Annotated in this window: 13 protein-coding genes and 2 pseudogenes; 4 read left to right on the top strand and 11 right to left on the bottom strand. The window is 71.7% G+C overall.

Features of this window, described 5'->3' with window-relative positions; translation table 11 throughout:
- The first annotated feature begins 41 nt into the window (after window positions 1–41).
- Complete coding sequence (locus tag QF027_RS31895; RefSeq protein ID WP_037719776.1) at window positions 42–284, top strand: mycoredoxin; 243 nt, start codon at window positions 42–44, stop codon at window positions 282–284.
- 32 nt (window positions 285–316) lie between these two features.
- On the opposite strand, the gene QF027_RS31890 is transcribed toward QF027_RS31895, so the two are convergent.
- The 7 genes and pseudogenes from QF027_RS31890 to QF027_RS31865 all read right to left on the bottom strand — a co-directional run bounded on the left by QF027_RS31890 (window position 317) and on the right by QF027_RS31865 (window position 11494).
- Window positions 317–928 carry a class I SAM-dependent methyltransferase gene (locus QF027_RS31890; protein WP_307078564.1) on the bottom strand — a complete coding sequence of 204 codons (612 nt, stop codon included), beginning with the start codon at window positions 926–928 and terminating at the stop codon, window positions 317–319.
- A gap of 10 nt (window positions 929–938) precedes the next feature.
- Window positions 939–1883, bottom strand: coding sequence for an NAD(+) diphosphatase (gene nudC / locus QF027_RS31885; protein WP_307078562.1), 945 nt, complete (start codon window positions 1881–1883; stop codon window positions 939–941).
- A 153-nt stretch (window positions 1884–2036) separates the two neighbouring features.
- Window positions 2037–3450: pseudogene (locus QF027_RS31880) on the bottom strand (dipeptidase).
- A 10-nt stretch (window positions 3451–3460) separates the two neighbouring features.
- The gene (locus tag QF027_RS31875) at window positions 3461–6238 is read right to left on the bottom strand and encodes a 3'-5' exonuclease (protein WP_373432515.1); all 2778 of its coding nucleotides are present in this window, start codon (window positions 6236–6238) and stop codon (window positions 3461–3463) included.
- Window positions 6213–7115 (bottom strand): annotated as a pseudogene (locus QF027_RS49700) (UvrD-helicase domain-containing protein); the annotation flags it as partial. The gene QF027_RS31875 and the pseudogene QF027_RS49700, both read right to left, overlap by 26 nt.
- A gap of 111 nt (window positions 7116–7226) precedes the next feature.
- Window positions 7227–10841 carry a UvrD-helicase domain-containing protein gene (locus QF027_RS31870; RefSeq protein WP_307078560.1) on the bottom strand — a complete coding sequence of 1205 codons (3615 nt, stop codon included), beginning with the start codon at window positions 10839–10841 and terminating at the stop codon, window positions 7227–7229.
- 266 nt (window positions 10842–11107) lie between these two features.
- Window positions 11108–11494 (bottom strand): MGMT family protein, encoded by a 387-nt coding sequence (locus tag QF027_RS31865; protein WP_306976659.1) that lies wholly within the window; start codon window positions 11492–11494, stop codon window positions 11108–11110.
- A 186-nt stretch (window positions 11495–11680) separates the two neighbouring features.
- On the opposite strand from QF027_RS31865, the gene QF027_RS31860 reads away from it, so the two are divergent.
- The 3 genes from QF027_RS31860 (at window position 11681) to QF027_RS31850 (ending at window position 17706) form a co-directional block, all read left to right on the top strand.
- A complete protein-coding gene (locus QF027_RS31860; RefSeq protein WP_307078558.1) occupies window positions 11681–14389 on the top strand; it encodes a lysylphosphatidylglycerol synthase domain-containing protein in 2709 nt (902 codons plus the stop codon).
- Window positions 14390–14470: 81 nt separating this feature from the next.
- Window positions 14471–16015, top strand: coding sequence for an alpha/beta hydrolase (locus QF027_RS31855; RefSeq protein ID WP_307078556.1), 1545 nt, complete (start codon window positions 14471–14473; stop codon window positions 16013–16015).
- Window positions 16016–16158: 143 nt separating this feature from the next.
- The gene (locus QF027_RS31850) at window positions 16159–17706 is read left to right on the top strand and encodes an alpha/beta hydrolase (RefSeq protein WP_307078554.1); all 1548 of its coding nucleotides are present in this window, start codon (window positions 16159–16161) and stop codon (window positions 17704–17706) included.
- A gap of 53 nt (window positions 17707–17759) precedes the next feature.
- Here the strand turns inward: QF027_RS31850 and moeZ are convergent, their stop codons facing one another.
- From moeZ to QF027_RS31830, 4 genes are all read right to left on the bottom strand, one after another.
- Window positions 17760–18938, bottom strand: coding sequence for an adenylyltransferase/sulfurtransferase MoeZ (gene moeZ / locus QF027_RS31845; RefSeq protein WP_306976667.1), 1179 nt, complete (start codon window positions 18936–18938; stop codon window positions 17760–17762).
- A 63-nt stretch (window positions 18939–19001) separates the two neighbouring features.
- Window positions 19002–19748, bottom strand: coding sequence for a spherulation-specific family 4 protein (locus QF027_RS31840; protein WP_307078552.1), 747 nt, complete (start codon window positions 19746–19748; stop codon window positions 19002–19004).
- A complete protein-coding gene (locus QF027_RS31835; RefSeq protein WP_266522081.1) occupies window positions 19736–20695 on the bottom strand; it encodes an NAD-dependent epimerase/dehydratase family protein in 960 nt (319 codons plus the stop codon). Before QF027_RS31835 ends, QF027_RS31840 begins: the two co-directional genes overlap by 13 nt.
- Before the next feature lie 189 nt (window positions 20696–20884).
- Window positions 20885–22105: a hypothetical protein gene (locus QF027_RS31830; RefSeq protein ID WP_373431059.1), complete on the bottom strand. Its 1221-nt coding sequence runs from the start codon at window positions 22103–22105 to the stop codon at window positions 20885–20887.
- Between the last annotated feature and the right edge of the window lie 420 nt (window positions 22106–22525).

The following is a 22525-nucleotide window of genomic DNA, read 5'->3' as shown; positions in this document are numbered from 1 at the left end:
GACGATCTCTTCCCCCGAGCCACCGAAGGAGCGCGCGAGACATGCAGGGCACTGTGACGATGTACAGCACCACATGGTGCGGTTACTGCCAGCGGCTGAAGAAGCAGCTGGACCGCGAGGGCATCGCGTACACCGAGATCAACATCGAGCAGGACCCGGCGTCCGCGGCTTTCGTGGAGAAGGCGAACGGCGGGAATCAGACGGTCCCGACCGTGCTCTTCGCCGACGGCTCGACGCTGACGAACCCGTCGCTGGCGCAGGTGAAGCAGAAGATCAGCGCATAACACTGTGGGACATCGGCGGTTCCTGAGGCAGCTCAGGAACCGCCTTCTTGTGGTTTGTCCCACACCGCCGTGTAGCGCCACAGCAGTCGGCGCCGGTAGCGGCAGCCGGGCAGAAGGCGGCGGGCAGCCCTGCGGGCCTCGCCCCAGTGCACGGTCGAGTCCTCCATGGGCATGCCGACGGGCGCCCGCTTGCCGCCCCGTCGCCGTCTGAGGAGCAGCGACACGGGTAGGCCACAGCCGCTGATGATCCAGTCCAGCGTCGTCCTGTTGTACGCCATCCCGACGATCACCAGCCGTCCGCCGGGGGCCAGCAGCCGGACCAGGCCCTCGACCGCGTCCTCGACGGGCGCGTGGTGCACCACGGCGACCGCGCTGACGAAGTCGTACGTTCCCTCGGGCAGGGCGGTGCCGTCCAGGTAGTCCGCCTCCAGGAACGTGATGTTCCCGCAGGTGGTCGCACGCGCCTGCCGGATCATCTCCGGCGAGCGGTCCACGCCCGTGACGAACGCGGCCTTCTCGGCCAGTTTGCGGGCGAGCAGCCCGTCACCGCACCCCACGTCCAGGGCCTCGCGACAGCCGTCCGGTACCGCGTCGAGCACCAGGCGGTGGTAGTGGACGTTGTGGTTCCAGTACGGGTCGGGCATGCCCGTCCTCTCAGACGAAACTCCTCGTCGGCAGCGGCCTGCCGTACCAGAGCTCGATCAGACGGGCCGCGATCGAGATGCCGTACGGCGGGAGGACCTCTCCTGCCTCGAAGGCGGCGCCCAGTTCGTCGCGGGAGAACCAGCGGGCCTCATGGATCTCGTCTCCGTCGACATCGATCTCGGTGGAGGTGGCACGGGCCATGAAGCCGAGCATAAGACTGGAGGGGAACGGCCACGGCTGGCTGGCAACGTACTCGACCGGGCCGACGGTGATCCCGGCCTCCTCGAAGACCTCACGGCGCACCGACTGCTCGATGGACTCGCCCGGCTCGACGAATCCGGCGAGGGTCGAGAAGCGGCCCTCCGGCCAGTGCACCTGGCGGCCGAGCAGGATGCGGTCCTCGTCGTCCGTGACGGCCATGATCACGGCTGGGTCGGTGCGCGGGTAGTGCTCGGCGCCGCAGGCCTGGCAGCGGCGGATGTGGCCGGCCGCGGCGATGACGGTGCGCTCGCCGCAGCGGGAGCAGAAGCGGTGGGTCCGCTGCCAGTTCTCCAGGCCGACCGCGTGCACCATCAGGCCCGCCTCGCGCGCGGACAGCAGCAGACCGGCCTCGCGCAGACCGGCCGGACGCGCGGACTGGTCGATGCGGCCGGGCAAGGAGTCCTTCTGGAGGGCGAAGTAGCGGACGCCCTCCTCGTCGATGCCGAGGAAGTAGCGGTGCGCCTCGGTGAGCGGGGCCTCGAAGGACGGGGTCATGACGAGTTCGGTACGGCCGTCCGCCGTCTCGTCGATCAGGACCTGACCGCCGGAAACCACGAAGCAGCGGGTTGTGGGGTGGCTCCACGCTGCCGCGAGCCAGGCCTCGTCGAGCCGGTGGTGCGCGGCGCGGTCGATGCCGCTGGGGGCGGTGAGCGAGACGGGACGGTCGGCGGTGTGGTCGGTCCAGGTGGTCACGGGTGCTTCCAACTCCCCCGGTGCAGCGGATTGTTTCGGCGAACGGTTCGGCGGGACGTACGTCGGAGGGCGACCGGACCGGCGGGGCCTCGCGGTACGGGGCGGCCCTTTCCGGGTGCCCCGCGCGCTGCCGGGCCGGGCGGCGCGGGACGGTCAGGGCGCGTGACTCCAGTGCTCGGCGAGATCACCCCAAAGGTACGCGCTGGTCTCGACGCCCTTGAACAGCAGATCGAGCTCGACTTTCTCGTTCGGCGCGTGCCAGCCGTCGGAGGGGACGGAGATGCCGAGGAACAGCACGGGTGCGCCGAGGACGTCCTGGAGGTCGGCGGCGGGGCCGGAGCCACCTACACGCGTGAAGCGGACCGAGCTCTCGAAGGCGCGGCCCAGGGCGCGGACCACGGACTGCAGCGCAGGGTGGTCGAGCGGGGTCAGGCACGGGCGCGTGGCGGGCGCGAAGGTGATCTCGTGCCGGATCCCGGCGGGCACCTGCTCGCCGGCCCAAGCGCGGACGGCCTTCTCGATGTGGTCGGGATCCTGGCCCGCGACCAGACGGAACGACAGCTTCACCATGGCCGACGACGGGATGATCGTCTTGCTTCCGGGGCCCTGGTAGCCACCGCCGATGCCGTTGACCTCGGCGGTGGGGCGGGCCCAGACACGCTCCAGGGTGGTGTGCCCGGACTCGCCGTGGGTGGCGTGCGACTTGGCCGTGTGCAGCCACTCCTCCTCGTCGAAGGGCAGTTCGGCGAAGAGTTCACGCTCACGATCGGTCAGTTCGACGATGCCGTCGTAGAAGCCGGGGACGGCCACGCGTGCGTGCTCGTCGTGCAGGGCGGCGACCAGGCGGGCGACCGCCGTGGCCGGGTTGGGCACAGCGCCGCCGAAGGCGCCCGAGTGGATGTCCTGGTCGGGGCCGTACAGCCGGATCTCGCACTCGGCGAGGCCACGCATGCCGGTGCACACGGTGGGGGTGTTCTCATCCCACATGCTGGTGTCGGAGACGATCACGGCGTCGGCGGCGAGCCGGCGCTTGCGCTCCTCGACGAGGGCGCGGAAATGGGGTGAGCCGGACTCCTCCTCGCCCTCGATCAGCAGCTTGAGGTTCACCGCGGGGGCGGTACGGTCGGCGGCGACGAGGTGGGCGCGGACACCGAGTGCATGGAAGAGGACCTGGCCCTTGTCGTCGGCCGCCCCTCGCGCGTAGAGGCGGTTGTCGCGGACGACCGGCTCGAACGGGTCGCTGTCCCAGCCGTCCTCGCGGGCGGCGGGCTGTACGCTCGTGGTGGCCGTAGACGAGGACCGTGGGCGCCGTCGGGTCCTCGGCGGGCCACTCGGCGAAGACGGCGGGCGCGCCCGGGGTCTGCCAGACCTCGGCCGTGGGGAACCCGGTCTCCTTGAGCTTGGCAGCGAGCCAGTCGGCACTGCGGCGTACATCGGGGCCGTGGTCGGGTTGTGCCGAGACGGACGGGATGCGCAGCCATTCGGCGAGGTCGTCGAGGAAGGCGGCGCGGTGCTGCTCGATGTACGTACGGACGGCGCTGACGGCACTGTCAACGGGTTGGCTCATGGTCACGAGCCTATCGGCCCGCACCGACATCCTTGGTGGGCGGTTCCTCACAGTGTGCTTGCACGGAACCGTTTGACTGCCCTTCCGGCCCCTGGGTGAGCAGCCGTTCCAGTGCTGCCCTGCCGGGCAGGGCCTTGGGGCGTACGACGTCTCCGGTACGGACGTAGAGGAACGCGGCCGTGACCGATTCCACAGGCACGCCCTGCCGCTCGGCCCAGGCCAACCGGTACAGCGCGAGCTGGAGGGGGTCGGCGGTGTGGGTGCGGCTGGTCTTCCAGTCGACGATCTCGTACGTCGTCGTGTCCCCGTCGCTGTGTTGGTAGACGGCGTCGATACGGCCCCGGATCACGCGGCCTGCGATGGCGAGCTGGAAGGGCGTCTCGATCCGGTAGGGGGTGCGGTGGGCGTACTCGCTGCGCTCGAAGGCGTCCTTGAGGGCTTCCAGGTCGCGTTCGTCGGCGATCTCGGCGTCGCTGCCGGGCAGGTCGTCCGGCTCCAGCATGGGCAGGGTCAGGGCTTCGAAGCGGGCTTCGACCCAGGCGTGGAAGCGGGTGCCCTGGCGCGCGGCGGGTTGCGAGGGGCGCGGCATGGGGCGCGCGAGCTCCTGCGCGAGCCCGTCAGGGTCGTTCGCCAGACGCAGGACCTGGGACGCGGTGAGGGAAGCGGGCAGGGGCACGTCGGTGACGGCTTCCCGTGCGCGCAGGAGTTCCCCGGCCAGGGCGTCGAGGTCGCGGTCCCAGGAGGCGATGGTGCGGGCTTCCTCGGGGGTGAGCCGGGGGCGCGTGGGAGGCTGCTGCTGGGCGCGCGGATACTTGGGCGGGCGCTCCGGACTGTGGGCGTGCGCCTCCTGAGGCTCACGCCTCTCGGGGTGGCCGCGCGGGCCCTCGTCGGGGCCGGGCGGCTCGTCGCCGTCCGGGGCCGTGGCCTGGTGCGGGACGGCCGCGCGGACCGTCGTCCAGGTGTCCCAGTCGGCGGGGTCCTCCGGGAGGGGGTCGTCCTCGGCGTCCACGAAGTCTTCCAGGTCCGGTTCTGCGAAGTGCCGCTCTGCGAAGTCCCGGTCGTCGAAGTCCGGCTCCTCGTCATCGGGTGGTGGGGGCCAGTCCGGGTCGTCGTAGGTGTCCGGGTCGTGGGCGGCCGCGGGATGGCCGTCCGTGTGGGAGGCGAGGTTCTCCAGATGGGCCAGGACCGTCTCGGCGGCGGCGCGGCGGCGGGCTAGGGCGGTGTCGTCGAGGGGCAGGGGCCAGACCTGGTCGGCGCTCTGTGCGTGCAGGGCCGGGTTCTCCGCGTCCTCGGCGGGTTCGTCGGCCCAGGCCTCGATCTCGCCGTAGCCGGCCGTGCAGTGGTCGTACAGGGCCTTGAGGAAGTCGGACGGGCCTCGGGGCTTCTTCTGTGTCGGTCCCCACCAGTGGCCGGAGCCGAGGAGGAGCGAGCGGGGGCGGGTGAAGGTGACGTAGCCGAGGCGGAGTTCCTCGGTGTGCTGGTGGTCCTTCATGGCCTCGTGGAAGGCCTTCATGCCGCGTGAGTCCCAGGAGTCGATGTCGGGCAGGGTGTCGGCGTCGCCACGCAGCGCGTGCGGCAGCACCTTGCCCTGGGCGGTCCACTTCTCGCGGCCCTGGGTACTCGGGAAGGTCCCGGTGACCAGGCCGGGGACGGCGACGACATCCCACTCCAGGCCCTTGGACTTGTGCGCGGTGAGCACCTTGACGGTGTTCTCACCGCCGGGCAGTGCGTTGTCGAGGCCCTTCTCGTACTGGGCGGCGGTGCGCAGGAAGCCGAGGAAGGCGAGGAGGGTCGCCTCGTTGTCGCCCGCCGCGAACGAGGCGGCGATGTCGAGGAAGTTGGACAGGGTCTCGCGGCGGCGGGCGGCCAACGCGTGCGGGGACGCCGACAGTTCGACCTCCAGGCCGGTGACCGCGAGGACACGGTGCAGGACGTCCATCAGGGGGTCGGCGAGGGAGCGGCGCAGATCGCGCAGTTCGGCCGCCAGGCGCGCGAACCGCACGCGCGCGTCCGGTGAGAAGGGCAGCCCGTCGTCGTCCTCGTCCTCGCTGTAGAGGGGCGTCTCCAGGAAGGTCTCCAGGGCGTCGGCGAGTGATATCACCTCGGCCGGGTCGACCCCCTCGACGGCCTCGGCGAGCCGGCGGTCGGGGTCGTCGTCGCCGTCCACGCGCGTGTACGACACGAGTCGCCGGGCACGTCGGCCGAGCAGGGCGAGGTCGCGCGGGCCGATGCGCCAGCGCGGGCCGGTCAGCAGGCGGACCAGGGCGGCGTTGGCACCGGGGTCCTGGAGGACCTCGCAGACGGCGACCAGGTCGGCGACCTCGGGCAGGTGCAGCAGGCCCGAGAGCCCCACCACCTCGACCGGGACGTCCCGTTCGACGAGGGCGCCCTGGATCTCGGCGAAGTCGGTCGCCGTGCGGCACAGGACGGCGATCTCGCCGGGCTCCTTCCCGGTCCGTACGAGATGGGCAATCGAATCCGCCAGCCAGTCGATCTCCTCGGCGTGGGTGGGCAGGAGGGCACAGCGCACCAGGCCGTCGCGCTCGGCGCCGGGGGCCGGGCGGAGGGCTTCCACGCCCGCGTGCATGGCGCGCAGGGGCTCGGCGAGGCCGTTGGCGAGGTCGAGGAGACGGCCGCCGCTGCGGCGGTTCTCGCTGAGCGCCTGACGCGTGGCAGGCCGGCCGTCGGGGTGGGCGAAGTGTTCGGGGAAAGTCGTCGAGGTTGGCGACGGAGGCGCCGCGCCAGCCGTAGATGGCCTGGCAGGGGTCGCCGACGGCGGTGACCGGATGGCCGGTGCCGCCGCCGAACAGGCCTGCCAGCAGGACGCGCTGGGCGACCGAGGTGTCCTGGTACTCGTCGAGCAGCACCACCTTGAACTCGTCCCGCAGGATGCGGCCCACCTCCGGGGCCCCCGCGAGCCGTGCGGACAGGGCGATCTGGTCGCCGAAGTCGAGCAGGTCGCGTTCGCGTTTGGCGGCGCGGTAGCGGACGACCAGGTCGGCGAGTTCACGTCGGGCGGCGGCCGTCTCGGGGACCTTGCGCAGGGCGTCGTTGGTGAGTTTGGCGCCCTGCAGGGCGCGCAGCAGTTCGGCGTCGTACGCGCGCAGGCGCTCGGGGTGTACGAGGTGCTCGGCGAGTTCCGCGTCGAGGGTGAGGAGGTCGCTGACGAGGTCGGCGAAAGAGCGGGTCAGGGCCGGATAGGGGCCGGGGGCCTCGCGCAGCACGCGCGCGGCGAGCTGGTAGCGGGTGGCGTCGGCGAGCAGCCTGGAGGTGGGTTCGAGTCCGATGCGCAGGCCGTGGTCGGTCAGCAGGCGGCCCGCGAAGGCGTGGTAGGTGGAGATCACGGGTTCGCCCGGCGGGTTGTCCGGATCGATGACGTCGGGGTCGGTGACGCCGGCCTTGATGAGGGCCTTGCGGACGCGTTCGGCGAGTTCTCCGGCGGCCTTGTTGGTGAAGGTGAGGCCGAGGACCTGTTCGGGGGCGACCTGGCCGGTGCCGACCAGCCAGACCACGCGGGCCGCCATCACCGTCGTCTTGCCCGAGCCGGCACCGGCCACGATCACCTGCGGTGCGGGCGGCGCGGTGATGCAGGCCGTCTGCTCCGGGGTGAACGGGATGCCGAGGAGCTCTTTGAGCTGATCGGGTTCGGTGATACGGGCGGGCATGTCGCAGAGGCTAGCGGCGTGCACTGACAACGGAGGACGAATCACCCCGGCGGGCCGGAAGAAGCGCAGGTCAGCACGCGTGGTGCGACTGATCACACCGGCGTGCCGCCCTCACTCCACGATCTGCCGTCCTTCCGGTTGAGCGCTGCACGAGGCCCGGAAGGCGCAATGGGAGCAGTGCTGCCCCGCATTCGGTGTGAACCGTTCGTCGAGGACCTTCCCCGCCGCCGTGGCGAGCAGATCTCCGACCCACTCCCCTTCCAGCGGTTCCTGCGCCTGCACCTTGGGGAGGGTCTCGCCGCCGTCCCGCTTGGGGGCACCCTGGCGCAGCTGGACGAGTTCGGCGCCGCCCGGCTCTGGCCGTACCCCGTCGAAGGCCTCGTCGACGGCGCCCTCGCGGACGGCGAGCTGGTAGACGGCGAGCTGGGGGTGGCGTTCGACTTCGGCGGAACTCACCGGCTGCTTGCCCGTCTTGAAGTCGACGACATACGCGCGGCCCTCGCCGTCGGCCTCCACGCGGTCCATCTGGCCGCGGATGCGCACCTCGACCTCGCCCGCCTCCAGGGTGACGTCGAAGTCGTGCTCGCTGGCCACCGGTGTGCGGCCGGTGCGGTCCATGACGTGCCACTTCAGGAAGCGTTCGAGCGCCACGCGCGCGTTCTCCTTCTCCTGCGCCGACTTCCAGGGCGCGTCGAAGGCGAGCGCGTTCCACACGGAGTCGAGGCGCTCCATGAGGACGGCGAGGTCGGCGGGGGTGTGTCCGGAGGCGACCTCGTCGGCGAGGACGTGCACGACGTTGCCGAAGCCCTGGGCGACCGTCGCGGGCGCGTCGGCCTTCACCTCGCGGCCCAGGAACCACTGGAGGGCGCAGGTGTTGGCGAGCTGGTCGAGGGCGCTGCCGGAGAGGACGACGGGCTGGTCGCGGTCGCGCAGCGGCACCTTGGACTCGGTCGGCTCGAACATCCCCCACCAGCGGTAGGGGTGGGCGGAGGGGACGAGCGGGCGGCCGTCCTCGTCGGCGAGGGCGGCGAGCCGGGCCAGCCGGCGGGCGGCGGCCTCCCTCAGGGTGTCGGAGACGCGTGGGTCGACGGTGGTGGCGCGGAGTTCGGCGACCAGGGCGGCGACGGACAGCGGGCGGCGGGGGCGGCCCGTCACGTCCCTGGGTTCGACGCCGAGTTCGGTCAGGAAACGGGAGGGCTGGTCGCCGTCGTCTGCCGGTGCCTTCACCGCCGTGACCACGAGTCGCTCACGCGCACGCGTGGCGGCCACGTAGAAGAGGCGGCGCTCCTCGGCCAGCAGGGCGCCCGGGGTGAGCGGTTCGGCAAGTCCGTCGCGGCCGATGCGGTCGGCCTCCAGGAGGGAGCCGCGGCGGCGCAGGTCCGGCCACAGGCCCTCCTGGACGCCCGCGACGACGACCAGGCGCCACTCCAGTCCCTTGGAGCGGTGCGCGGTCATCAGGCGGACGGCGTCGGGGCGTACGGCACGCCGGGTCAGGGTGTCGGCGGCGATGTCCTCGGCGTCGATCTCCTCCAGGAAGTTCAGGGCGCCGCGGCCTCCGGTGCGCTCCTCCGCGCGCGCGGCGGTCGCGAACAGCGCGCACACGGCGTCGAGGTCACGGTCCGCGTTGCGCCCCGCGGCGCCGCCGCGCCGGGCGGCCCGCTCCAGGCGTCCGGGCCACGGTGTGCCCTCCCACAGGTCCCACAACGCCTCCTCGGCGCTTCCGCCGTTCGCGAGGCGCTCGCGGGCCTTGCCGAGCAGCGCGCCGAGCCGCTGGGCTCCGCGCGCGTACGCGGGGTCGTGCACGGCCAGGCGTTCGGGCTCGGCGAGCGCCCGCGCGAGGAGCACGTCGGAGGGCGGCGGCAGGGCGTTGCCCGCGGCCCGCTCCTCGTCCCGCAGGGCACGGCCGAGGCGGCGCAGGTCGGCGGCGTCCATACCGGCGAGGGGGGAGGCAAGGAGGGTGAGGGCGGTCTCGGTGTCGAGCCAAGAGGTGTCGGACGGCGGTTCTGCGGAGGGGGGCTGCGGTTCGTCGGCCGACGCCTGCCGTGCCTCCTCCTCGGACACCGTCCGCGGACCGTCGGCCGAGTCCCCCTGCGGCTCCTCGTCCGACACCGACCGCGGCTCATCGGCCAAGTCCCCCTGCGGCTCCTCGTCCGACACCGACCGCGGCTCATCGCCGGACACCGACTGCGGCTCGTCGGACGAGTCCCGCTGCGCCTTCTCGTCGGACACCGACCGCGGCTCATCGGCCGAGTCCCGCCGCCCCTCCTCCTCGGACACCAACCGCGCCTCGTCGGAAGCGTCGCCCTCCTCAAGCCGTACGGCTCCCTCCGCCGCCTCCGCCGTGGCCACTGCCCGCAGCGCCGTCAGCAGCGGCGCCACCGCCGGTTCGTGTCGCAGGGCCAGGTCGTCGCCGTCGATGTCGAGGGGGACCCCGGCCGCTGTGAGAGCGCGCCGGACCGTCGGGATGGTGCGGGATCCCGCGCGCACCAGGACCGCCATCTCGCCCCAGGGGACGCCGTCCTCCAGATGCGCCCGGCGCAGGATGTCCGCGATGTTGTCCAGTTCGGTGCCGGACGTCGGGTAGGTGTACACCTCGACACGTCCCCCCTCCCGGACCGGGGCGAGCTCGCGGTGGGCGCGGACCTTGTCCGCCGGCAGCCGGGTCAGCGGCATGCGCTGGGTCACCAGACGGGTCGCGGCCAGCAGGGCGGCTCCGGAGCGGCGGGAGGTGCGCAGGACCTCCACGGGGGCCGTCCGGCCGTCCGCGCGCGGGAAGGCGTACGGGAAGTCGAGGATGCCGTTGACGTCCGCGCCACGGAACGCGTAGATCGACTGGTCGGGATCGCCGAAGGCGACGAGGGTGCGGCCACCCCCGGCGAGCGCCCGCAGCAGCCGTACCTGGGCCGGGTCGGTGTCCTGGTACTCGTCGACGAACACGGCGTCGTACTGGGCGGCGAGTCGCTCGGCGACCTCGGGGCGGCGGGCGAGCAGCACCGCACGGTGGACAAGTTCGGCGTAGTCGAGCACGCCCTGGAGGTCGAGGACGTCGAGGTACTCGGCGAGGAAGGCGGCCGCGGCCCGCCAGTCGGGGCGGCCGCTGCGGCGGGCGAAGGCGTCCAGGGCGCCTGGCCCGAGGCCCAGTTCGCGGCTGCGGGCGAGGACCGCGCGGACTTCGTCGGCGAAACCGCGGGTGGTCAGACAGGCGCGCAGTTCGTCCGGCCAGCGCACGTGCGCGAGGCCGAGCCGCTCCAGGTCGGGCTGGCCGGCCAGCAGTTCGCGTACGGCCACGTCCTGCTCGGGCCCCGACAGCAGCCGCAGCGGCTCCACGAACAGGTCACTGTCCTGGTGGGCGCGGACCAGGGCGTAGCAGAACGAGTGGAAGGTGGTCGCCTGCGGCGCGCGCGCCGCTCCTATGCGCAGCGCCATGCGGTCGCGCAGCTCGACGGCCGCCTTGCGGCTGAACGTCAGCACGAGCACGCGCGCGGGGTCCCCTCCGCGGGCGATTCGTGAGGCCACCGACTCGACGAGCGTGGTGGTCTTCCCGGTGCCCGGACCTGCAAGAACGAGCAAAGGGCCGCTTCCGTGCTCAACCACGGCGCGCTGTGCGGCGTCCAGAAGAGGGGGATCCACCCGGGCCGGCGGGGTACGCACCAGTCGGTAAGCGCCACGGGTCCCCTGTCGCACCGGGGAGTGCGACAGACGCCTGGTGGAGGAAGAGGAGCTCACGTGGTTCGCCGGTCCTGGTGGGTGTGCTGTTGGGCGGCCCGCCCCGCGTGGAGGGCGGTGGACGGGGGGTGAGGGGGACGCGTGCAGGCGACGCTACGCCGACGCCGAGTGCGGAAGCAGGGCTTCCGCTTCTTCCCGCGCGACCCATGCGGCCCACGCGCCCCGTACGTCCCTCACCCCACGAACGTACGGCATGCCACGGACGTGCCCTGTTTCCCCCGTACGGGCCTCAGGGTGCCCCGGGGCGCGTGGGATGGCGGAAGCTGTCAGGTGTGACCCTCCGCACGATCGCCGCCGTCCCAGCGCGCCCGTCTCATGTCGAGGCGCGGCAGATGGTTCTCGGCGGCCCTGCTCGCCTCCTTCAGCGGCGTGCCCTCGGCGCGGTAGTGGCCGAGCGCCCGCAGTTCGTGCCCGGGAAGCAGGACGCCGTCCGAGCGGACGACCCGCCACCAGGGCACGGCTCCGCCGTACAGGGCCATGACCCGGCCGACCTGACGGGGGCCGCCCTCCTCCAGCCACTCGGCGACGTCGCCGTACGTCATGACGCGCCCGGACGGAATGCGTTCGGCGACGTCGAGGACCCGCTCGGCGTACTCCGGCAGCGTGTCCGCGTACTCCGGGTGGGCGTCCCGAGGAAGGCTCTGCTCGCTCATCCGCCCCATCCTGCCCCACCCCACCAACAATGTGACGGGCTCGCGACCGTGCGTATCCCTCGCCCAGGGACAGCGCTTCGGGCAGACTGTGCGCCCCCGCATGTGCACCCTGACGCCCCCGTGTGTCGGTGGGGCATGCCACCATCGTGCGGGCGGTGACTGGTGATACGAGATCAAGAAGAGACGATGAAGCCACAGGGTGTGCACCCGGAGGACGCCGAGAGCACCTCTGACGCTTCGTCGCGCCCCGAGACCGCCGACGCGGACGGCAAGGACACCGACGCCTGCGTCGAGGAGGTGCACGTCGACGAGGTCGAACGCGACGAACCGCTGCTCCCCGCGCGCGTGCACCGGCCCTCCGACCTCATGCGACTGCTGGTCGGCGTGCTGGCCGTCGTCGTCCTGCTCGCGATCGCCGCGTTCGCGCACGGCACCACCTCCGGCCTCGAACAGGACATCAACAAGGGCACTGGTCAGGCGCCCGACCTGCTCATCAAGATCGCCGGTCTCGCCTCCAGCATCGCGATCCTCCTCGTCCCGGTCGCGTTCGCGATCGAGCGGCTGATCAAGCGCGACGGACTGCGGATCGCCGACGGCGTGCTCGCCGCGGTCCTCGCCCACGGTGTGACGCTCGCCACCGACCTGTGGGTCGCCAAGGCCGCCCCGGGCTCGATCCAGGAGGCGCTCACCCAGCCCTCCCCCGGCGACATCCACGCCCTCACCGACCCGGTGCACGGCTATCTGGCGCCCGTCATCGCCTATATGACGGCCGTCGGCATGTCCCGCAGGCCGCGCTGGCGGGCAGTGCTGTGGATCGTGCTGATGCTCGACGCGTTCTCGATGCTCGTCACCGGCTACACCACACCGTTCTCGATCATCCTGACGGTACTGATCGGGTGGACGGTCGCCTACGGGACGCTGTACGCGGTCGGCTCGCCCAATGTCCGGCCCACCGGGCAGACGCTGATCGCGGGTCTCAGGACCGTCGGTTTCCACCCGGTCAGCGCGGCCCGCGAGGAGGCCTCCGAGACCGCGGAGAACAGCGACCGCGGCCGGCGCTATTTCGTCACCCTGGAGGACGGCCCCCCGCTGGATGTGACGGTGGTCGACCGGGAGCAGCAGGCGCAGGGCTTCTTCTACCGCGTGTGGCGCAATCTCACGCTGCGCGGCTTCGCCACCCGCAGCAGCCTCCAGTCGCTCAGGCAGGCACTGGAGCAGGAGGCGCTGCTCGCCTACGCGGCCATCGCGGCAGGCGCCAACGCGCCCAAGCTGATCGCCACCTCCGAGCTCGGCCCCGACGCCGTGATGCTGGTCTACGAGCACACCGGCGGGCGCACGCTCGAGTCACTGGCCGAAGAGGAGATCACCGACGAACTGCTGCGCAACACCTGGCGTCAGGTGCAGGCGCTGCAGTCGCGGCGTATCGCGCACCGCAGGCTCGCGGGTGACGCGATTCTGGTGGATCGTTCCGGTGCGGTGATCCTCACCGATCTTCGTGGCGGCGAGATCGCGGCCAGCACCCTGCTGCTGCGCATGGACGTCGCCCAGCTGGTGACGACCCTGGGGCTGCTGGCCGGCGCGGAGCGCGCGGTGGCCTCGGCGGTCAGCATCCTCGGCCCCGACGCCGTGGCCGACTGTCTGCCGATGCTGCAGCCCATCGCGCTGACACGCTCCACGCGCGCGACGCTGCGCAGACTGGCCCGGGAGCGGGCCCAGCGCGAGCGTGAGGCGGTCCTGGATGCGTCCCACCAGGCCAAGCAGGCCCGTCTGGAGGAGGCGCCGGAGAACGCCAGACCCGAACTCGAGAAGCCCGACAAGAAGGCCGTCAAGGCGGAGGCGCGGGCCGAGAAGCGGGCCATCGACGAGGCCATCGAAGAGGCGCGCGAGGAGGACCTGCTGACGCAGATCCGCCACCAGGTGCTGCTGATCAGGCCACAGGCACCGGTCGAACCGGCTCGCCTGGAGCGGGTGAAGCCGCGCACGCTGATCAGCTTCATCGCGGGTGCCATCGGCGCGTACTTCCTGCTGACGCAGCTCACCCACATCGAGTTCGGGCCGCTCGTCGCCAACGCCGAGTGGGGCTGGGTCGCGGCTGCCGTGCTGTTCTCGGCGTGCAGCTACTTCGCCGCGGCCATGGCGCTGCTGGGCTTCGTGCCCGAGCGGGTGGGATTCCTGCGCACGGTCGCGGCCCAGGTCGCCGGTTCGTTCGTGAAGATCGTCGCGCCGGCCGCGGTCGGCGGTGTGGCACTCAACACGCGCTTCCTGCAGCGTCAGGGAGTGCGGCCGGGGCTCGCGGTGGCGAGTGTCGGCGCCTCGCAGTTGTTCGGGCTCGGCTGCCACATCGTGATGCTGCTGTCCTTCGGCTATCTGACCGGTACCGAGAAGACGCCGTCGCTGTCGCCGTCCCGAACGGTCATCGCGGGGCTGCTGACCGTGGCGGTGCTCGTGCTCGTGGTCACCTCGGTGCCGTTCCTCAGGAAGTTCGTCGTCACTCGCGTGAGGTCGCTGTTCGCGGGAGTCGTGCCGCGCATGCTGGACGTGCTCCAGCGGCCGCAGAAGCTGGTCACCGGCATCGGCGGCATGCTGCTGCTGACGGCCTGCTTCGTGATGTGTCTGGACGCCTCGATCCGCGCCTTCGGCCAAGAGGGGACGTCGCTCAGCATCGCCAGCGTCGCCGTCGTCTTCCTCGCCGGCAACGCGCTCGGGTCGGCGGCCCCGACACCGGGCGGTGTGGGCGCCGTGGAGGCCACTTTGACGGTCGGTCTGATCGCCGTGGGGCTCCCCAAGGAGGTCGCCGCCCCGGCCGTCCTGCTGTTCCGTCTACTGACGCTGTGGCTGCCGGTGCTGCCGGGCTGGCTGGCCTTCAACCAGCTGTCCCGGAAGGGCGCGCTGTAATCCGTACCGCCGAGCCGGGACTGGTACCTCTCACGGCTCGCGCGCCGAGCGTCCCCGCGCGCGCGACCGCAGGATGGGATCATGCCCACCCCCCCTCGACTGCGCGCCGTCACCCTGACCACCACCGCCCTTCTGCTGACCTCCGTGCTGGCGGGCTGCGGCGACGACTCCCAGGACGAGGACCTGTCGGCCCAGAAGCTGAACTGGAAGGACTGCCCGGCCCCCTCCCGGGCCGAGGGCGGCGGTGACGCCCCTTCACCGCTACCGGGTGACGACGAGTGGCAGTGCACCACCCTCAAGGCCCCTCTCGACTGGACGAAGCCCAAGGGCGACACGATCGGACTCGCCCTGATCCGGGCGAAGGCCAGTGGCGCCAAGGACAAGCGCATCGGCTCGCTCGTCTTCAACTTCGGCGGGCCCGGCGGCTCGGGCGTCACCACACTCCCCGCCTTCGGCACGGACTACGCGAAACTGCGCACCCGCTATGACCTGGTGAGCTTCGACCCCCGCGGGGTCGGCCGCAGCTCCCCGGTGGAGTGCATGAACGACCCCCAGCTCGACGTGTACTTCGAGCAGGACTGGACCCCTGACGACTCGGCCGAGCGCGCCTCGTTGCTGGACAACACCAAGGAGTTCAACGCGGCCTGCGAGGAGAACTCCAGGAAGATGCTGCCGCATGTGCGCACGACCGACGCGGCCCGCGACATGGACCTGATGCGCCAGGTCCTCGGCGACGACAAGCTGTACTACTTCGGCATCTCGTACGGCACCGAACTCGGCGGTGTCTACGCCCACCTGTTCCCGAGGCACGTGGGGCGCGCGGTCTTCGACGCGGTCGTCGACCCGACGCAGAGCAGCGAGCAGGGTTCGCTCGGACAGGCCGAGGGATTCCAGCTCGCGCTCGACAACTTCGCCGAGGACTGCACCTCGCAGTCCACGGACTGCCCCGTCGGCGACACCGCGCAAGATGTCAGGAACCGCATCGCCGAACTGCTGGCCGACCTCGACAGCAAGCCGATCCCCGGCATCGGGCAGCGGGTGCTGACCCAGACCGCCGCGACCAACGGCATCGCACAGGCGCTGTACTCGAAGGACTTCTGGGAGTACCTCACCGAGGGCCTGGAGCAGGCGTACGACGGCGACGGCAGCATCCTGATGCTGCTGTCCGACACGCTGAACGGGCGCAGCGACAACGGTGAGTACAGCAACTTCGCGGCGGCCAACAACGCCATCAACTGCGCCGACGACAAGCCCCGGTACACCTCCGCCCAGGTCGAGCGCAAGCTGCCCGAGTTCCGCGCCGCGTCCCCTCTGTTCGGCGACTTCATGGCCTGGTCGATGGTGAACTGCACCGACTGGGGCGTGGGGGGCGCCGCCGACCATCCCGACGTGAGCGCCACCGGCTCGGCACCGATCCTGGTCGTGGGCAACACGGGGGACCCGGCGACCCCGTACGAGGGCGCGCGCAAGATGGTGGAGGCGCTCGGAGCCGGCGTCGGGGTCGAGCTGACGTACAAGGGGCAGGGGCACGGGGCGTACGACAGCAAGAACACGTGCGTCCAGGACGCCGTGAACGGCTATCTCCTGAGCGGAAAGGTGCCGGCGGCCGGGACCGTCTGCTCCTAGCACGACCGCAGCCACCCCGGGCCTTCGGTGAAATCGCTGGTCAGAAGGTTATCCACAGGCCCCGACGGGTGTCTGGTGATCGGCCTACCATGGCCAGACCGACGTTCGTGGCTTGGCACGGACGGTTGGGGAGGGGGACTGGAATGGGACGTTTCGTACGGTGGGCGGCTGTGACCGCCGCGGCCGCACTGCTGGCGGCGGGCTGCAGCGGCGGCTCGTCCGGCGGCGGTGAGGGAGACGAGCGGTCGGGCAGCGCGAGGCCCAGCACCACAGGCGCGAAAGCGCTGCCCGCCGCGCTGACCTCGCAGAAGCTCGACTGGGAGCGCTGCAAGGCCACCGCGGACTCCTCTCCTCCCGGCAGGGACTGGCAATGTGCGACGTTGAAGGTGCCGCTCGACTGGTCGAAGCCGGACGGCGAGACGATCGGCCTCGCGCTGATTCGCTCCAAGGCCCGCGGCGGCGACCGCATCGGCTCGCTCCTGTTCAACTTCGGCGGTCCCGGCGCGCCGGGCGTCGCCGGAATGCCCGGGTACGCCGCCACCGTCTCCCTGCTGCGCGAGCGGTACGACCTGGTGAGCTGGGACCCGCGCGGCGTCGGCGCCAGCAAAGGCGTCCGTTGTCGTGGCGACAAGGAGACCCAGGCCGCCGAGGCGGTGGACGCCACCCCGGACACCCCAGCCGAGGAACGGGCGTACCTCAGGGACGCCACCGACTTCGCCCAGAGCTGCGAGAAGGGCGTGGGCAGACTGCTGGCGCACGTCTCCACCACCGACACCGCGCGGGACATGGACCTGATGCGCCAGGTCCTCGGCGACACCGAACTGCACTACTTCGGCATCTCGTACGGCACCCAACTCGGCGGCGTCTACGCCCACCTGTTCCCCGAGAATGCAGGGCGGCTGGTGCTCGACGCGGTCGTCGATCCGACCGCCGACCTGGTGGACCACCGCAAGAACCAGGCCCGGGGCTTCCAGCGCGCCCTCGACAACTACCTCGAATCCACCGGCCAGGACCCCGAACAGGGCACCCGGAAGATCGCGGACCTGCTGGAGCGGATCGACGCGGATCCGCTGGACACGTATCCCGGGCGGAAGCTGACCCAGGTGCTGGCGTTCACCGGCATCGTCTGGCCGTTGTACCGCCAGGACAGCTGGCCCTCGCTGACCAGCGCTCTCGACACGGCCGAGCAGGGGGACGGCTCCGAACTGCTGGCGCTCGCCGACGGCTACAACGAACGGGATGCCTCGGGCCGTTACGGCATGGTGACGCAGTCACAACGGGTCATATCGTGCTTGGACGACAAGCAGCGGCCCACGCTCGCGCAGACGAAGAGGCTGCTGCCCGAGTTCGAGAGGATCTCGCCGGTGTTCGGCCCCTTCCTCGGCTGGGACGCGGCCGGCTGGTGCCACGACTGGCCGGTGCCCGGGCAGTACGAGACCCCGGAGGTGAGCGCGCCCGGTGCGGCACCGGTGCTGGTGATCGGCAACACGGGCGACCCGGCGACCCCGTACGAAGGGGCCCGCAGGATGGCGGACGAGTTGGGCAAGGGTGTCGGCGTGGAGCTCACCTGGAAAGGCGAGGGGCACGGGGCGTACGGGAACGGGAGCGGCTGTGTGAACTCCACGGTGAACGCGTATCTGCTGAAGGGCACGGTGCCGAAGGACGGCAAGGTCTGCGGCCGGCGCCAGTAGCGGAAAGGGGCCCGGCACACCTGGTGCCGAGCCCCTCCCGGGAAGACGTGGGCCTAGTAGACCGGCTTGTCCGGCTCGATCTGGTTGACCCAGCCGATCACACCGCCGCCCACGTGCACGGCGTCGGAGAAGCCCGCGGACTTCAGGACCGCGAGGACTTCCGCACTGCGGACACCCGTCTTGCAGTGCAGGACGATCTTCTTGTCCTGCGGGAGGCCCTCCAGGGCGGTGCCCATGAGGAACTCGTTCTTCGGAATCAGCTTCGCGCCCGGGATGGAGACGATCTCGTACTCGTTGATCTCACGGACGTCGATGATCTCGATGTTCTCGCCGTCGTCGATCCACTCCTTGAGCTGCTTCGGAGTGATCGTCGAGCCGGCGGCCGCCTCCTGGGCCTCCTCGGAGACGACGCCGCAGAAGGCCTCGTAGTCGATGAGCTCGGTGACGGTCGGGTTCTCGCCGCAGACCGCGCAGTTCGGGTCCTTGCGGACCTTGACCTGGCGGTACTGCATCTCGAGGGCGTCGTAGATCATCAGGCGGCCGACGAGCGGCTCGCCGATGCCCGTGAGGACCTTGATCGCCTCGGTGACCTGGATGGAACCGATGGACGCGCACAGCACGCCCAGGACGCCGCCCTCGGCGCAGGAGGGAACCATGCCGGGGGGCGGGGGCTCCGGGTAGAGGCAGCGGTAGCAGGGGCCGTGCTCGGACCAGAAGACGGAGGCCTGGCCGTCGAAGCGGTAGATCGAACCCCAGACGTACGGCTTGTTCAGCAGCACGCACGCGTCGTTGACCAGGTAGCGGGTCGCGAAGTTGTCGGTTCCGTCGACGATCAGGTCGTACTGGCTGAAGATGTCCATCACGTTGTCGGCCTCGAGCCGCTCCTCGTGAAGGATCACGTTCACGTACGGGTTGATGCCGAGGACCGAGTCGCGCGCGGACGCGGCCTTGGAACGGCCGATGTCGGCCTGGCTGTGGATGATCTGGCGCTGCAGGTTCGACTCGTCGACCTCGTCGAACTCCACGATGCCGAGCGTGCCCACGCCCGCCGCGGCCAGGTACATCAGCGCCGGCGAGCCCAGGCCGCCGGCGCCCACACAGAGCACCTTGGCGTTCTTCAGCCGCTTCTGCCCGTCCATCCCGACGTCGGGGATGATCAGGTGGCGGGAGTACCTGCGGACCTCGTCTACGGTGAGCTCGGAGGCGGGCTCGACCAGGGGTGGCAGCGACACGGGGACTCCGTTGGTCGGTCAATCACTACAGTTGTTCTTCCCGTAACACTGCCATGGGCTTCTTCATTCCGAGACACCCGTTCCGATCCGCGAGACGATTTCGTCCCAGTAGCCGGGCATGGTCTCCCAGGGGTCGACACGGCCGCCGCGGTCCGTGCGGTCGGTGAACCAGATCGTCGAGGCACCCTGCCAGCGCGCGATCCGCAGGGCCTCCTCGAGGTGCGGGCCTGGCACTCCGTGGACGAAGTGGCAGAAGCGGTCGGGCGGGTAGTCGGCGGTCCACTCGGCCACCTGCGACCAGCGGTAGTCGCTCCAGGGGCCGGAGAAGGTGACCAACTGGTCGGCGTTCTCGGCGTAGCCGGGGTGGGGGTGGGTGCCGTGGCCGAGGACGATGTGGGCATCGTCACGGATCGCGCGGAGCGCGGTGACGGTGCGGCGGACTTCGGGGAGCGCGGCGTGTTCGGCCGGGCAATGGTCCAGGAGGAAGCCGTCGACCTGGTACCAGTCGACGTAGCGGCGCGCCTCGGGGAGCAGCTCACCGTAGGTGCGGACCCCGGCGGTGTCGAGGTGACCGAGGACGCGGACGCCCGCGTTGCGCAGCCGGCCGGCCGCTTCGAGGCAGTGCGGGTCGGGGCGGGCACCGGGTCCGTCGGCGACGTTGAGGACGGCCCAGTGCAGTGGGGTGCCGGGACGGGTGAGTTCGGCCCATTCGGCGGGGGCGACCAAGGGGTGCGCGAAGCCGGGGGCACCGAAGCCGACGCGCAGGTCGGTGCTCGGTGTGTTTGTCTTCGTGCTGGTCAGATGCGGCATGCCGCCTCCATCCAGATGTCGGCGAGGGACTCTTCGAGGTTGATCCGGGGGCGCCAGCCGAGCCGGTCGCGTGCGGTGCGCACGTCGGCCTGCTGCCAACTGCCGCAGCCGTCGGGGTACGGGTACGCGACGGGTCCCGCGTGGTCCGATTCGGAGCGGGGGTGCCCGATCGTCGCCCTCAGCTGGCCGGGAGGACCGTCGAGTTCGTGGAGGGCGCCGCCGTATCCGGCGACCCGGGCCAGGACGGCGGCGGCGTCGCGTAGGCGGACGGCACGGCCCGAGCCGATGTTGATCACGCCCTGTGCGGCGGAGAGCGAGGCCGCATGGACGGCGCGGGCCACATCGCGGACGTCGACGAAGTCGCGCTGGGCGCCGAGGCCGGCGAGTTTCAGTTCGCCGTCGCCGGACTGCATGGCGCGGCGCATGGCCTCGGCGAGACGGCCGAGCGGGGAGCCCGCGGGAGTGCCGGGGCCCGCCGGTGAGAAGACCCGCAGGACGACCGCGTCCAGGCCGGATCCGAGGACCAGTTCGGTGGCGGCGAGTTTGCTGACGCCGTACGGACCGCCGGGGCGGGGGACCGCGTCCTCGGCCGTGGAGGAACCGGGCTGGCTGGGGCCGTACTCCGCGCCGCAGCCGATCTGCACCAGACGGGCACCGCAGCGGCTGCGCCGCAGGGCTTCGCAGACGGTCGCTACCGCGACCGTGTTGTGGCGGGTGAGTTCGCGGGCACCGCCGCGGGTGGCGCCGGCGCAGTTGACGACAACGCCCGGGTGGACCGCGTCGAGGAAGCGGGTGAGGGCGCCGGGGCTGCCGGACGCGAGGTCGAAGCGGACGTCGGCGTCGTCGCCGCGGCCGAGCGCGGTGAGCTGGACGGCGGGGTCGGCGAGCAGGCGGTCGGCGACGAAGCGGCCGAGGTAGCCGTTGGCTCCGATCAGCAGGACTCTCATCGGGCTGCTCCCGGGGCCTTGGGGGCAGGTCGGGAGGTGGTCATTGCGGGTTCTCCTTCGGGAGGGGCTTGCGAGTTGCCTCCGGCGGTGGGGCCGGGGTGCCTGCGGTGGCCTGTGCGGGTTCAGCGGGGCGGTTTCACCCACGGCGGGCGGGTCTCGCCTACGGCGGGTGTGTCGCTCGAGGCCGGGTCAGCACGGGTCCTCCGTCTGGGCGTGAGCTGATGCCCTCGTCAGCTTGCGGAGCCCGTGGATCAGCAGGGCCAGGGCTCCGATCCCGCAGGACAGGGTCTGGATGCCGCCCCCGCCCCAGAGGTCCACGAGGGCTTCCACCGGAGCGGTCAGGAAGCCGCAGCCCGGCAGGCGGGAGGCGAAGGCCGCGGCCAGGGCCGTCGCCTGGGCTGCGGCGGCGGCGGTGAGCACCAACGCGGGGGCGTGGGTGAAGCCGTGGACGGTGAGGAGGCGGGCAAGAAAGAGAAGGGCACCCAGGGCGATGACTTGAGAGTGGGCGGAGGGTTCGTCCAGGGCGGCGCCGGACAGGGCCGAGAGCGCCGTCAGGGCGCACAGATACAGGGCGAACGTGCCGAGCAGCAGGGGGCGTACGGAGGCAGCGAAGTCCTCCAGGCCTCGGCTGACGGTCAGTTTGCGACGGGCGCGCGCCGCGAAGAGGTGGGCGGACCAGGCTGCCGGAGCGCAGGACAGGGCCAGGGCGAGGACGGGAGCCGTGGCCATGGGCCAGGGGGCGTCGGCGGCGCCGGTGGGCAGGGCGCGGGGACCGCCGGTCACGGCCGCCGTCAGGAGGCCGTCGCCGAGGGCTGCGTAGGTGAGGAGCCAGTACGTCCAGGTGGAGGTGCTGGTAGTGGGTGCGCGGTCGGGGGTGCCGAGGGGGCCGCGGGACAGGGCCGCGCGCATGGCCAGGGACACGGCCAGGAAGCCCACCAGGGCGACGACCAGGCGGGACTGGCCGTCGGTGAGGCGGATGCCGGCCACCGTGGCCGCGCAGAGGGCGCCGGGCAGAAGGGTGAGCAGGGCCCAGTCGGCACGGGCCCGGGGCGCCTGTTCCACTGTGGGGGGCGGGGGCGTCTCGCCGTTCCTCGGGATGCGGGCGTACATCTCCTCGGCCAGGGAGAAGACGTCCCGGTGCCGGAAGCGGACGGCGGTGCGGTCGGTGACGCCGTGGGCCTCAAGACCCGCGGCGATCTCCAGGGGGTCTACGGCCCGTTCGCACAGCTCGCGGTGCTGGTGCATCAGGGCTTTCACCGGGTCGGCTGGGGAACGGCGGGCGTGGCCGGGGCTGGTGGGCCTGCGGCTGGTGGAGACCTCGGGGGCGCGGGGGGCGGGTGCCGATGGGGTGTGCGGGTCCGCGCCCTCGGAAGCCCCGGGAACGGGCACGCTGGGGTCTCCCGAGGACACCGGGGTCTGCGCGCCGGCATCTCCGGAAGGCCCGGGAATGTGCGCGCCCGGGGCTCCCGAGGACACCGGGGCGTGTGTGCCGACATCTCCGGAGGACACGGGGGTGTGCGCCTCGGCATCTCCGGCGGACTCAGGGGCGCGCGCGGCGACACTCCCGGAAGCCGCACCGGTGAGCGGCTCCGCCTCACCGGTGAGTGTGTCGGCGACGCCCGGCTCAGCCCTTTCGGAGCCTCCGGATGCCTTGGACGCTCCGGACGCCTCGGGCCCTCCGAACTCCTCGGATTCCTCGAACTCCTCTGACTTCTCTGGTGACTTCTCTGGGCTCTTCGCGGCTCGCAGCCCAGAAGTTCCCGACGATCCCGGCATTCCCGATGCCCCGACGCGCCCCGTGCCGCCATCCACCCCGCGCTCGCCCGCCCC

This window comes from Streptomyces canus, assembly GCF_030816965.1.
Lineage (GTDB): Bacteria > Actinomycetota > Actinomycetes > Streptomycetales > Streptomycetaceae > Streptomyces > Streptomyces canus_E.
The sequence above is the reverse complement of the archived record's forward strand: the minus strand, read 5'-3'. Positions and strand labels throughout refer to the sequence as shown.